This window comes from Paenibacillus sabinae T27 (assembly GCF_000612505.1).
GTDB lineage: Bacteria > Bacillota > Bacilli > Paenibacillales > Paenibacillaceae > Paenibacillus_AQ > Paenibacillus_AQ sabinae.
Map to the genome: position 1 here is coordinate 4,839,514 of NZ_CP004078.1, position 13,073 is coordinate 4,852,586.

A 13,073-nucleotide genomic window follows, 5' to 3' on the forward strand; every position below is an offset into this window, starting at 1 on the left:
CCTTCTCAAATATGCCTCTTCCGTGTGCCTTCATGGAAAAACCCGGGCTTGTGAGGATATACTGCCGCTCCCCAGTCCCGGGTATACCTTATTGCTCAGGTAGCCTTATTTCGCCGATTCAGCCACTCCGGTGGAAACCTTCAGACGCAGCGCGTTCAGGCGGATGAAGCCGGTAGCATCGCCTTGATCGTAGGCCTGCGTCGGATCGGCCTCCATCGTCGCGATATTCGGATTGTACAGGCTGACCGGGCTCTTGACGCCGGCGGCGATAATGTTGCCTTTGTACAGCTTGAGGCGAACCGTGCCGGTTACGTTCTGCTGGCTCTCGGTTACAAGCGCCTGAATCGCTGTGCGTTCCGGCGCGAACCAGAAGCCGTTGTACACCAGCGTGCTGTAACGGGTAATCAGGCTGTCGCGGACGTTCATCACTTCACGGTCCATCGTGATGGACTCCATTTTGCGATGGGCAGTGAACAGGATGGTGCCGCCTGGAGTCTCGTAAACCCCGCGGCTCTTCATGCCGACGAAGCGGTTCTCGACCATGTCTACGCGGCCGATGCCGTGCTTGCCGCCCAGCTCATTCAGCTTCTCCATTACCTGCAGAGGCGCAAGCGGCTCGCCGTTAAGGGCAACGCAGTCGCCTTTCAGGAATTCCAGTTCGATATACTCCGGCTGATCCGGAGCGTCTTCCGGCGCGTTCGTCAGCAGGAACATTTCCTTGTTCTCCGGCGCGCTGGCGTCGAACCACGGATCTTCGAGGACGCCGCTCTCATAGCTGATATGCAGCAGATTGCGGTCCATGGAATACGGCTTCGCCGCCGAAGCCTGAACCGGGATGCCGTTCGCTTCCGCGTAGGCGATCATTTCCGCGCGTCCCGGGAACTGGTTGCGGAACTCTTCCAGACGCCAAGGCGCGATCACCTTGATGTTCGGAGCCAGACCAGCCGCGCCAAGCTCGAAGCGCACTTGGTCGTTGCCTTTGCCGGTCGCGCCATGAGCAATCGCTGTCGCGCCTTCTGCAATGGCGATGTCGACCATGCGCTTGGCGATCAGCGGGCGGGCGATACTGGTGCCGAGCAGGTATTGCCCTTCATACAGCGCCCCGGCCTGGAACATCGGGTAGATGAAGTCCTTGGCAAATTCCTCACGCAGGTCGTCGATATAGACTTTTGACGCGCCTGTGGCGAGCGCTTTTTCCTCCAAGCCGTCCAGCTCTTCCTTCTGGCCGATATCGGCCGTAAAAGCGATAATTTCCGCATCATACGTTTCTTTCAGCCATTTCAAAATGACCGATGTATCCAGGCCGCCGGAATAGGCGAGCACGATTTTTTCTTTTGCCATTACAAACGTCTTCCTTTCTGGTTAGGGGATTTCTCGTTGTACTTATCTCTTAGTCAAGGACGGATTAGCCCATCAGAGCGGCCATCAGCGCTTTTTGGGCATGCAGCCGGTTCTCCGCCTCATCGAAAATAAAGGAGTTCGGCCCGTCGATCACTTCGGCGGTCACTTCCTCGCCCCGGTGGGCCGGCAGGCAGTGCAGGAACATGAAGTCGCTCTTCGCTCCTTTGACGAGTTCCTCGTTCACCTGGTAATCCTTAAATGCCGCTTCCCGCTTGAGCTGCTCTTCCTCGAAGCCCATGCTGGCCCATACATCCGTGTAGATGACGTCGGCATCTTTTACCGCTTCTTCCGGACTGCGCGTGATGACGATCTCGGAGCCGGTCTCTTCGGCAATTTGCCGTGCCTTGGCCACAACGGCGGCATCCGGTTCATAGCCTTCCGGTCCAGCAACCGACACATGCACGCCAAGCTTGGCCCCGCCAAGCAGCAGGGAATGCGCCATATTGTTGCCGTCGCCGATATAGGCAAGCTTCAGGCCTTTCAAGCGGCCTTTGTGCTCATAAACCGTTTGGTAGTCCGCCAGCACCTGGCATGGATGCGCCAGATCGCTCAGGCCGTTAATGACGGGCACCGAAGCATAGCGCGCCAGTTCTTCGACCTTGTCATGCCCGAATGTGCGGATCATGATGCCGTCCAGATAACGCGACATGACCTGCGCCGTATCGCTTACCGTCTCGCCGCGTCCAAGCTGAATGTCATTCTTGCTCAGGAACAGAGCATGTCCGCCCAGCTGATACATGCCAACCTCGAAGGATACGCGCGTGCGTGTAGATGATTTTTCAAAAATAAGACCGATCGTCTTTCCCTTCAGCGGCTGATACACTTCACCGTTCTTCTGCTTGCGCTTCAGTTCGATCGCCAGATCGATCAGATACTGGATTTCTTCCGTCGTGTAGTCGTCCAGCTCCAGAAAATCCCGGCCTTTGAGCTCGATGCCCTGTGTATTGCCCGTGACGCCCTGACCCATGAATCCGTTCCTCCTTATTATTCTTGCTTAAAACTACGCAAATATATCAATGCTTGCAGGCTCTGTCGCTTAAGCCTTGTGTTCGTTAGCATAAGTATGAATGAGTTCCGAAAGGATGTCCACCGCCTGATTGATTTCTTCCTTGCTCACGTACAGGTTCGGCAGCAGACGGATGACATGGGTTCCCGCCGTGACGAACAGCAGCCCCTTGGACTGCCCGGCCAGAACGATGTCTGACACTGGAGCTTGGCACTCGATGCCGATCAGCAGACCTTTGCCGCGGATGTCCACCACGAATGGACAATCAGCCAGCTTCTCCTTGAGCAGCCCGGTCAAATACTCGCCGGACTCGGCCGCGCGCTGCGGAAGATTATCCTCCAGCATCGTCTCGATGGTCGCCGCTATAACCGCCGTCGCCAGCGGCGTGCCGCCAAACGTTGTGGCATGGCTGCCCGGAGTGAACGCCTCGCGCAGATAGCCCTTCGCCAGCATCACGCCCGCCGGGAAGCCGCTCGCAATGCCTTTGGCAACCGTGAAAATATCCGGCTCAATACCGTAATACTGATGCGCGAACAATTTGCCCGTGCGGCCCATCCCGGTCTGCACCTCATCGACGATCAGCAGCAGGCCGTGCTGCTTGCACAGGGCCACAACGCTGTTCAGGAATTCCGGCTGAACCTCAAGAACGCCGCCTTCCGCCAGTACCATCTCCAGCATGATCGCCGCTGTATTCTCACCGATGGCTGCTTCAAGCGCCGGAAGATCATGGAGCGGTACGGTCACAAAGCCCTGCGGCAGCGGCAGGAAGCCGTCTTTGACCTTATCCTGTCCCGTTGCCGTAAGCGTCGCCAGCGTACGCCCGTGGAAGGACTGCTTGAATGTAATGACCTCGTAGCGGCCCGTTCCTTCACTTTCTGGTGGTAGCGGCGCGCCAGCTTGATCGCGGCTTCGTTCGATTCCGCTCCGCTGTTGCAGAAGAACACCTGATCCGCGCAGGTATTGGCGGTCAGCAGCTCAGCCACCTTGTCCTGCCCAGGGTTGTGGAACAGGTTGGACACATGCCACAGCGTGTCGATCTGGGCCTTCAGCTTCTCCCCGACCTTCTCCGGAGCATGCCCGAGGCTGGTTACCGCCAGACCGGAGGTGAAATCAAGATATTTATTGCCTTTATCGTCCCATACCCAGCTTCCTTTGCCTTTAACCAGACTGATATCAAATCTCGCATAGGAAGGAAAAACATGTTCCAGCTTCCCCGAAGACGCCGGCTGACTCGTCGTGCTGATTCCCGTTCCGGTGTCTGCCGCCTGCTTTTCCTTCAAAGAATGGCCCTCAACCTGCGTAAGCTTGCTCATTTCCATTCACTCTCCCTCCGCACACGCCGCTTGTCGCGACTGCCGGCATGATTTGATTTGCCCTAAATCCAGCAGGCCTCCCGGCGTTCCGTACAAAAGCGTGCTATGCCGTTTGCCTGCTTTTCCGCTTTTTTCCTTAAACCCGCACGATCCGTGTGCCAATAGTCTCTCCAGACAGTACCCGCCTGAGCACTCCCGGCTCCTTGCCGTCGACGATAACGACCTCGGATACGCTGCCCTGGATGCAGTCGACCGCAGCCCGGACCTTGGGGATCATTCCCCCGTAAATCTCGCCGCTGTCGATCATTTGGTCGATCTGCGCAACCGTTACCGAAGGAAGAACCTTTTTACTGCCATCTTCCGCCGTCGTCAGAATGCCCGGCACATCCGTCACGACAATCATCTGCGGCGATTGCATGTAGGAAGCGACTGCACCGGCTGCCGTATCGGCGTTAATGTTGTACCGCTGACCGGCAGCGTCCACGCCAAGCGGCGCGATCACAGGGATGTAACCGAGTGCCAGAATACCCGCCACAATTTCCGCCTTCACCTCGGTCACATAGCCTACGAGCCCTACCTCGTCACTGTTCGCCACGGGAGCTGCCGTAATCAGGTTGCCATCCACACCGGACAGGCCGATCGCCCTGCCGCCGCTCCCTTGAATCCGCCTTACAATCGCCTTGTTGATGCTGCCCGACAGCGTCATCTCCACGACGTCAAGCACTTCCTCGGTCGTCACCCGCAGGCCGTTCACAAAGCTGCTTTCAATGCCAAGACGAGCCAAATTGTCCGATATAGCCGGGCCACCGCCGTGTACGATAACCGCCTTGACCCCATCCTCCTGCAGATGCCGAAGCTCATCAAAAAAAGAGTCAGGAAGCGCAGTCAGCGTACTGCCGCCGCACTTCATCACGAACATTCGCTCATTGCCCGCGCCATTCTCTTTGAAAGCACCATTTTGCGTCATGAGTTTCGTTATCCTTCCTTATCAAAGGCTGAAATATGCCTTCATCGTATAGGTTTCATATTTTTAAAAAGGCCGGAAACGGCCCTCTTTAAGTCCGGTATGCGGCGTTAATCCGCACATAATCATAGGTCAAATCGCAGCCCCACGCGATGGCGCTGCCCTCGCCGTCCGCCAGATCAACTGTAATCAGCGTGGTATCGCCCTGCAAATAGGCCAATGCTTCCGCTTCATCAAACACGACCGGCTTCGACTGGCGCAGCACTTCGATATTTCCGAGCGAAATATCCACCTTGTCGACCGATACGGGAACGCCCGCTCTGCCAACTGCGGCAATAATCCGTCCCCAGTTCGCATCCGCGCCGAAAATAGCGGATTTAACCAGGCTGGAGCCTACCACAGTCTTCGCAATCGCCCGGGCGGCCGCTTCGTCGGTCGCTCCGCTTACCCGCACCTCGATCAAATGAGTCGCGCCCTCGCCGTCTCTGGCGATCGCCATCGCAAGATGGCGGCACACATGCGTGAACGCCGCTGCAAAAGCTTCCCAATCCGTATGCTGTTGATCCAGCTCTTCGTTGCCGGCCAAACCGCTCGCCATCGACACCAGCATATCGTTCGTGCTCGTATCGCCGTCTACAGTAATCATATTGAAGGTCGTGTCCGTCGCCTTGCGCAGCAGCGTCTGAAGCGCCTCCTGCCCAATGACAGCATCCGTTGTCATAAAGCCGAGCATGGTGGCCATATTCGGATGAATCATGCCGGAACCCTTCGCCGCGCCGGCGATCAGGACTTCCGTATCTCCGATCCGGACCTTCACGCAGCATTCCTTCTTCACCAGATCGGTCGTTAAAATCGCCTGGCAGAACTCCTCCGCCCCGTCCGCGTCGCCTGAAAGCTTCGCCGGAAGCCCAGCAAGGCCGTCGCGCACGCGGTCCATCTTCAGCAGCTCGCCGATAACGCCCGTCGATGCAACCGCCACATCGTCCTCGCTTACTCCCAAGTAACGGGCGGCTGCCGCCCGCATTTCATAGGCATCGGCTTCGCCCTGCTCTCCGGTGCAGGCATTGGCATTGCCGCTGTTGACCACAACCGCGCGCAGAATACCGCTGCCGAGACTCTCCCGCGTTACTTTGAGCGGGGCCGCCTGGAACAGATTCGTTGTATATACCGCCGCTGCCGTCGCCGGCACCTCGCACAGTATGGCGGCGAGGTCGTTGCGGTCGGTTTTTTTCAAGCCGCAGTGCAGGCCTCCGGATGTAAACCCTCTCGGTGTCGTAATGCTTCCGCCTTCCACGACGGTGTACAGCTTCTCGCTCATGTCTTGTTTCCCGCTAAGCTTTACGGATACACAGGCGTGTAACCGAGCCCAAGGGTTTCCTCCCATCCCATCATTAAATTGAGATTTTGAATCGCCTGCCCCGCAGCGCCTTTTACGAGATTGTCGATTACCGAAATAATCGTGACCCGGCCTGTCCGGGCATCCGCCGCAAATCCGATGTCGCAATAGTTCGAGCCGCTGACTTCCTTCGTCGCCGGCCAAATTCCGGCATCCCGCACGCGGACAAAAGATCTTCCCTCATAATAGTTACGATATAAATCGACAAAATCCTGCTCGCTGTAAGCCCCGTTCATCCCTGCATACATCGTCGCCATAATCCCCCGTGTCATTGGAACGAGATGCGTCGTGAAGGTTACCGTTACCGGTTCCCCGGCAATCTCTGTAAGAGTCTGCTCAATCTCGGGGATATGCTGATGCTTGTTAATCTTGTAGGCTTTGAAGTTCTCATTCACTTCCGCATAATGAACGCCCACATTCACGCCGCGTCCGGCGCCCGATACGCCCGATTTCGCATCAACGATGATACTCTCCGGCTTAATCCATCCGGCCTTCAGCGCCGGAATCAGACCAAGCAGCGTCGCCGTCGGGTAGCAGCCCGGATTAGAGATGAACTCCGCGCCAGCCGCGCGATCTCCAAATACCTCACAGAGGCCGAAAACCGCCTGCTTCAAATAGCTCTCCTCCGCAGCCGGACGTTTATACCAGCGCTCGTACTCGCCGCCGTCCTTCAGCCGGAAATCGCCGGACAGGTCAACGACCTTAAGCCCCGCCTCCAGCAGCTGCGGAGCGAGCTTGGCGCTTACGCCCGCTGGCGTCGCCGTGAACACGACATCCGCCCTCTCCTTTATCTCCGCCGCATCCACGCCGTCTAGATTTCTATGAAACACGCCGGTTAAATGCGGAAACCCATTCTCAATCGGCTCTCCCGCGCTTGAAGAGGAAATCACCGAGGTAATCTCCACCTTCGGATGCCCTTGCAGCAGCCTGATCAGCTCCACGCCACCATATCCCGTCGATCCCACGATTGCCGCTCTTAACTTGCCTTCCACCGTCATTTCCCGGCTCCCTTCTGCCTTTTCTTTCTATTATACCGGATAAATCGCCTTATCCGCCGTCCTAAGAAATATGTATTATTATACAACCGGATTAATATAAATACAACAGATTATGTAATATTTATACCCTGACAGTATTCCGGCTTCCTTACCCTTATCATGTGCCATTTCCACCTCCCGCTATTGAAAAAAAAGAAGCGCCGCTTCTCCTGTCCTCTTAGGAAAAACTACGCTTCTCTCTTGAATCCTTCGCCCAGCACCTCATGCGCGTCGCTGATAATGACGAATGCTCCGGGGTCCACCGACCGGACAATCGCCTTCAGCCGGGTCGTCTCATTCTGCCCTACAGCTACCATCAGCACCGTGCGGTTGTCGCCGGTATATCCGCCTCGGGCATCCAGCCTTGTCAGCCCCCGGTTCAAATCATGCAAAATCGCTTCCGAGATCGCCTCGGTATGATCCGAAATAATATAAGCTACCTTGGTGTAGCTAAAGCCGACTTCCAGCGCGTCGATGACCCGGCCTGTGACGAACAAGCCGATCAGCGCGTACATGGCCTGCTCCATCCCCAGCACGAATGCCGCCAGCGTAATCACCGTACCGTCCAGCAGGACGACGGACAGGGAGAAACTGAAACCGGTCAACTTCTGGATAATCTGCGCCAGAATCGTAAGACCCCCCGTCGATCCGCGTCCGCGAAAGACAAGCCCGAGGCCGAGACCGACGCCGATTCCCCCGTAGATCGAAGCCAGCAGAGGATTCGTTGTCGGTACCGGACCGTCTTTGGTCAAGTAGATAAACAGCGGCAGCACAATGCTGCCCAGCAGCGACCGGAGTCCATAGCTGCGGCCCAGAATAAGCACGCCAAGGATGAAGAGCGGGATATTAAGAGCCCACTGGGTAAAAGCCGGCTCCGCCCCGAACCACGCCTTCGCCAGGATCGACAAGCCCGATACGCCGCCGGAAGCGATCCGGTTCGGCAGCATGAACAAGTTGAAGGCGAGCGCGGTAATGAGCGAGCCGACGGTGATCATGGTTGTATCCGCAAGATGGCGGAGCGGCCCGTTAAGCGGAATAAGCGGCGGCCTGCCCCTTGTTTTCGTTGACGTCATCCGTTACTCCGCCTCGGTCTTAATCTGGCTGCGCAAATAGCCGTCGATAAAGGCGTCAAGGTCGCCGTCCATAACAGCGCCGACGTTCCCGGTCTCCACCGATGTGCGATGGTCCTTGACCATGCTGTAAGGGTGGAATACATAGGAGCGGATCTGGCTGCCCCAGGCAATGTCGGACTGCTCGCCGCGAATCTCGTCCAGCTCACGCTGTTGTTCCTCGAGCTTGCGCTCATACAGCTTGGAACGAAGCATCGTCATCGCGCGTTCCCGGTTCTTGATCTGGGAGCGTTCATTCTGGCAGGTAACGACTATGCCTGTCGGCTGGTGAGTGATCCGGACCGCCGAATCGGTCGTGTTGATATGCTGGCCGCCTGCGCCAGTGGCCCGGTACGTATCAATCTTCAGATCCTCGGTGCGGATCTCGATGTCGATGTCTTCATTGATTTCCGGCACCACGTCGCAGGATACAAAGGAGGTATGACGGCGCCCCGAGGCGTCGAACGGGGAAATGCGAACAAGGCGGTGAACGCCTTTTTCCGCCTTCAGGTAACCGTAAGCGTTGTAGCCCTTGATGAGCAGCGTCACGCTTTTGATTCCGGCCTCATCGCCCTGCAGATAGTCCAGAACCTCCACCTTGAAGCCGCGCTTCTCGGCCCAGCGGGTGTACATCCGGTACAGCATCTGACCCCAGTCCTGGGATTCCGTTCCGCCGGCGCCCGGATGGAGCTCCAGAATAGCGTTAAGCTTGTCGTAAGGCTGATTGAGCAGAAGCTGAAGCTCGAACTCTTCCAGCTTGCTCGTCAGCGCACGGACATTTGTTCCGATCTCGACAGCCAATTCCTCGTCGCCTTCTTCTTCCGCGAGTTCCGCCATCAGCAGCGCATCATCATATTCCTGCTGCAGCTTCTGGTACTGGTCCACGCTGGATTTAACAGCGTTCATTTCGGCAATAACGCCTTGCGCCTTCTCGTTATCATCCCAGAAATCCGGAGCGGCCATCTTCTCTTCGAAGTTGGCGATCAATTCCTGCTTCAGGTCTAAGTCAAAGAGACCCCCTAAGGTTGGTTAATTTCTTGCCGATTTCGCGCAAGTCTTGTTTTACACTTGGATCGATCATGTTCTCACTGCACCTTTCGATTAAAGAAATGTTTATATTCATCAAGAAGAAACGGCCGAGCCGCTTACGGGAATCTCCCCGGCCCAGCCGTTCCTCATTTTCATCATACCGACTTTCGTCAGTGGATTAATCAAATTAAGCGTTTTGTCCGTGGCAGTTCTTGAACTTCTTGCCGCTGCCGCAAGGACAAGGATCATTGCGTCCCACCGTCGCGCCAACCGCAACCGGACGCTTCTCGGCAGGCTCGCCGTTGGTCGAGATTTTATTCTCTTCCACCACGGATTGCCGCTCCTGGTTCGTCTCGATGTGAGCCTTCATGATGTAGGTGGCCACTTCTTCCTGAATGGTTGCGGTCATTGCATTGAACATCTCAAAGCCTTCAAACTGATACTCCCGCAGCGGATCGGTACCGCCGTAGGCGCGAAGATGAATACCTTGGCGAAGCTGGTCCATCGCGTCGATATGGTCCATCCATTTGCTGTCGACGGCGCGCAGCACGATAACCTTCTCGAATTCGCGTACGAGCTCGGAGCCGAGACGTTCTTCGCGGGCCGCGTATTTTTCCAGCACCTTCTCGAAAATAAACTCGACAATCTCGTCGGCTTCCTTGCCCCACAGATCATCGCGGGTGAGGGAGCCTTCGTCAAGGAGCTTGCTGTTCACATAATCAGCGACTTCCTGCAGCTCCCAGTTCTCGGGGATGTCGTCGCTGCAGTGCGCTTCCACAACCCGTTCGATAACCGGACGGATCATTTCCACGACGATGTCCTTAATATTATCCGACTCCAGAATTTCACGGCGCTGCTTATAAATAATTTCGCGCTGCTGGTTCATGACATCGTCATATTGGAGAACCACTTTACGGATGTCGAAGTTATTGCCTTCGACGCGTTTCTGGGCCGATTCAATCGCACGAGTAATCATCCGGCTCTCGATCGGCTGGTCCTCTTCAAACCCGAGGCGCTCCATCATATTCAGCACATTGTCTGCGCCGAAGCGTTTCATCAGTTCGTCGCCCAGCGAAAGGTAGAACTGCGTCGAGCCCGGGTCGCCCTGACGGCCCGCCCGGCCGCGGAGCTGGTTGTCGATCCGCCGGGATTCATGGCGCTCGGTACCTATGATATGCAGTCCGCCGAGCTCCGCCACGCCTTCGCCCAGAATAATGTCGGTGCCGCGGCCCGCCATATTCGTTGCGATCGTCACGGTGCCGGGTTGTCCCGCATGCGAGATGATTTCCGCTTCCGCCGCATGATGCTTGGCGTTAAGCACCTGATGCTTGACACCTTTACGCTTCAGCATTTCCGAGACGAGCTCGGAGTTCTCGATCGATACCGTACCAACCAGCACCGGCTGGTTCTTCTTATGGCGTTCCACAATCTCCTCGACAACAGCGTTAAACTTGCCGTTCTCGCTCTTGTAGACCACATCCGGCATATCCGCGCGCTGGTTCGCCTTGTTCGTTGGCACCTGGAGAACTTCCAGTCCGTAAATTTTCTTGAATTCCTCTTCTTCCGTCTTGGCCGTACCGGTCATGCCGGCCAGCTTGCGGTACATGCGGAAGTAGTTCTGGAACGTAATGGTAGCGAGCGTCATGCTCTCGTTCTGTACCTGGATTTCTTCCTTCGCTTCGATCGCCTGGTGCAGGCCGTCGCTGTAGCGGCGTCCCGCCATCAGGCGTCCCGTAAATTCGTCGACGATGACAACTTCGTCGTCTGTCACCACATAATCGACATCCCGGCGCATAATGACATTGGCCTTCAAGGCTTGGACGATATGGTGGTTGAGCGTAACATGGCTGTGGTCGTACAGATTCTCTATGCCAAAAGCTTTCTCGGCAATCGCCACACCTTTTTCGGTCAGAGCGACGGATTTCACCTTAATATCCACCGTGTAGTGCTCTTCCGGCTGCAATCTCTTCACGAAACGGTCAGCGGCATAGTACAGCTCCGTCGATTTCTCGGCTTGTCCCGAAATAATGAGCGGCGTCCGCGCTTCATCGATCAGGATGGAGTCCACTTCGTCAATGATGCAAAAGAAGAGCGGGCGCTGCACCATTTGCTCCTTGTAGAGCACCATATTATCGCGCAAATAGTCAAAACCAAATTCGTTATTCGTGCCATACGTAATATCGCAGGCATAAGCATTCTGTTTATCGGCATGGTCCATGCCGTTCAGGTTAACCCCGACCGTCATGCCCAAGAAATTATATATTTGTCCCATTTGGGCGCTGTCGCGCTGGGCCAGGTAATCATTGACCGTAACGACATGCACGCCTTTTCCAAGGAGAGCGTTCAAGTATACCGGCAGGGTGCCGACCAGCGTCTTTCCTTCACCTGTCTTCATTTCGGCGATCCTGCCTTCATGCAGCGCCATCCCTCCGATGAGCTGCACATCGAAATGCCGCATGCCCAGCGTACGTTTCGAAGCCTCGCGCACGGTTGCGAAAGCTTCGGGCAGAAGTTCATCCGCCGTCTCGCCTTTTTCAATCCGGGCCCGGAACTCCTCGGTCTTGGCTCTCAATGCTTCATCGGACAGCGCCTCGAATTCAGGCTCCAGCCCGTTAATGACTTCGACCGTCTTCAGCAGACGTTTGACATCGCGTTCATTCGTGTCGCCGAATATTTTTTTAACAAGTCCTAGCATGGTTAACCCCTTTCATGCAACACAGATGGTGGAACCTCAGCCCATCCTCACAAAATTGAAAGGGCCGCTTAACCTCATCGATTCCGCTGCTTCATAAATTGTAACAGTTTGTAAGGGATGCCGCAATACAAGCAGAAGTTACCTGTATGGACATACCTTCATATATATACGCACAAGAGCCCCATTCGCTTCATGCGAATAAGGGCTCGGGATTTTTTTCATAAAGATGACATTTCAGCTTATCCAAGGATACCCTCGAAAAGAGGCAGCCTTACTTACCGATCAATTCAGGTCAACCCTGTTCAATCAATCCGTATTTGCCGTCATTTCGTTTATACACAACGCTTACTTCGGAAGTGTCAATGTTGGAAAATACAAAGAAATTATGTCCCACCATATTCATTTGCAGGATCGCTTCCTCCACGTCCATCGGCTTTAATGTGAAGCGTTTGTTGCGCACAACCTCCAATTCTTCATCCTGTTCTTCCACGGCGACGGAACCGCTAGATCCGCCTTCTACAAATAGCGTCTTCAAGCTTCCTTCCTGACGGAATTTCCGGTTGAGTTTGGTTTTGTGCTTGCGGATTTGGCGCTCAAGCTTGTCCACTACCCCATCGATCGAAGCATACATATCATCGCTGCGAACTTCCGCGCGAAGCGTGACGCCGGCCAGCGGGATCGTTACTTCCACCGTATGAAGACCACGTATAACACTGAGCGTTACAAAGCCTTCCTGGGTAGGGGGCGCATCGAAATACTTCTCAAGTCTGCTGAGCTTCTTATCAACATACTCTCTCAAAGCGTCGGTCACTTCAATTTGTTGACCTCGAATGCTGAATTGCATGGGCACTCCTCCTTTGCACCTTCATTATACCAAAACGTAAGCTCCATGTAAAAAGTTTAAAATTGTGTAAATGCGCTTTCAAATGCAAAAAAAGCCTTGAAATGACAAGGATTTATGGTAATCCCCTTCAAGTGCCCGTTCTTGTCTTAAAGTCCTATTTTACTTGCGCACTTCTCCAAAAATTCAATAAAAAAAAGACCCCAGAATACCCTAGGGTCTTTCGCTAGCGTTGTCTCAATTGCTAACCATCTACCGTATATGTAGGTCGGCTATGCCGGA

The 13,073-nt window shown here is 55.2% G+C and carries 9 protein-coding genes and 1 pseudogene; all 10 read right to left on the reverse strand.

Annotation, left to right across the window (positions count from 1 at the left end):
- Positions 1-105 precede the first annotated feature (105 nt).
- Positions 106-1,341: an argininosuccinate synthase gene (locus PSAB_RS22345; protein WP_025336780.1), complete on the reverse strand. Its 1,236-nt coding sequence runs from the start codon at positions 1,339-1,341 to the stop codon at positions 106-108.
- 64 nt (positions 1,342-1,405) lie between these two features.
- Positions 1,406-2,368, reverse strand: coding sequence for an ornithine carbamoyltransferase (gene argF, locus PSAB_RS22350; protein ID WP_025336781.1), 963 nt, complete (start codon positions 2,366-2,368; stop codon positions 1,406-1,408).
- A gap of 69 nt (positions 2,369-2,437) precedes the next feature.
- Positions 2,438-3,726, reverse strand: a pseudogene (locus PSAB_RS22355) (aspartate aminotransferase family protein).
- A gap of 130 nt (positions 3,727-3,856) precedes the next feature.
- Positions 3,857-4,687, reverse strand: a complete 831-nt coding sequence (gene argB, locus PSAB_RS22360) for an acetylglutamate kinase (RefSeq protein WP_051529806.1) — start codon at positions 4,685-4,687, stop codon at positions 3,857-3,859.
- A gap of 88 nt (positions 4,688-4,775) precedes the next feature.
- Complete coding sequence (argJ, locus tag PSAB_RS22365; RefSeq protein ID WP_025336783.1) at positions 4,776-6,002, reverse strand: bifunctional glutamate N-acetyltransferase/amino-acid acetyltransferase ArgJ; 1,227 nt, start codon at positions 6,000-6,002, stop codon at positions 4,776-4,778.
- A 20-nt stretch (positions 6,003-6,022) separates the two neighbouring features.
- Positions 6,023-7,078: an N-acetyl-gamma-glutamyl-phosphate reductase gene (gene argC / locus PSAB_RS22370; protein WP_038596227.1), complete on the reverse strand. Its 1,056-nt coding sequence runs from the start codon at positions 7,076-7,078 to the stop codon at positions 6,023-6,025.
- 227 nt (positions 7,079-7,305) lie between these two features.
- Entirely contained in the window at positions 7,306-8,190 is an 885-nt protein-coding gene (locus PSAB_RS22375) for a YitT family protein (protein WP_025336785.1), read from the reverse strand.
- 3 nt (positions 8,191-8,193) lie between these two features.
- Positions 8,194-9,307 (reverse strand): peptide chain release factor 2 gene (gene prfB, locus PSAB_RS22380; RefSeq protein ID WP_144240570.1). Its coding sequence is split into 2 segments (ribosomal slippage): positions 8,194-9,234 and positions 9,236-9,307, totalling 1,113 coding nucleotides; the frame shifts between segments, so codons are not numbered across the junction.
- Positions 9,308-9,442: 135 nt separating this feature from the next.
- Positions 9,443-11,950: a preprotein translocase subunit SecA gene (gene secA, locus PSAB_RS22385; RefSeq protein WP_025336787.1), complete on the reverse strand. Its 2,508-nt coding sequence runs from the start codon at positions 11,948-11,950 to the stop codon at positions 9,443-9,445.
- Between the two features lie 292 nt (positions 11,951-12,242).
- The gene (gene hpf, locus PSAB_RS22390; RefSeq protein ID WP_025336788.1) at positions 12,243-12,794 is read right to left on the reverse strand and encodes a ribosome hibernation-promoting factor, HPF/YfiA family; all 552 of its coding nucleotides are present in this window, start codon (positions 12,792-12,794) and stop codon (positions 12,243-12,245) included.
- Positions 12,795-13,073: the final 279 nt, after the last annotated feature.

What these genes read in the sequence shown, in the direction of transcription:
- argC (WP_038596227.1), bottom strand. Translation starts at nt 7,078, where the DNA reads ATGACGGTGGAAGGCAAGTTAAGAGCGGCAATCGTGGGATCGACGGGA.
- argF (WP_025336781.1), bottom strand. Translation starts at nt 2,368, where the DNA reads ATGGGTCAGGGCGTCACGGGCAATACACAGGGCATCGAGCTCAAAGGC.
- PSAB_RS22345 (WP_025336780.1), bottom strand. Translation starts at nt 1,341, where the DNA reads ATGGCAAAAGAAAAAATCGTGCTCGCCTATTCCGGCGGCCTGGATACA.
- PSAB_RS22375 (WP_025336785.1), bottom strand. Translation starts at nt 8,190, where the DNA reads ATGACGTCAACGAAAACAAGGGGCAGGCCGCCGCTTATTCCGCTTAAC.
- argJ (WP_025336783.1), bottom strand. Translation starts at nt 6,002, where the DNA reads ATGAGCGAGAAGCTGTACACCGTCGTGGAAGGCGGAAGCATTACGACA.
- secA (WP_025336787.1), bottom strand. Translation starts at nt 11,950, where the DNA reads ATGCTAGGACTTGTTAAAAAAATATTCGGCGACACGAATGAACGCGAT.
- argB (WP_051529806.1), bottom strand. Translation starts at nt 4,687, where the DNA reads ATGACGCAAAATGGTGCTTTCAAAGAGAATGGCGCGGGCAATGAGCGA.
- hpf (WP_025336788.1), bottom strand. Translation starts at nt 12,794, where the DNA reads ATGCAATTCAGCATTCGAGGTCAACAAATTGAAGTGACCGACGCTTTG.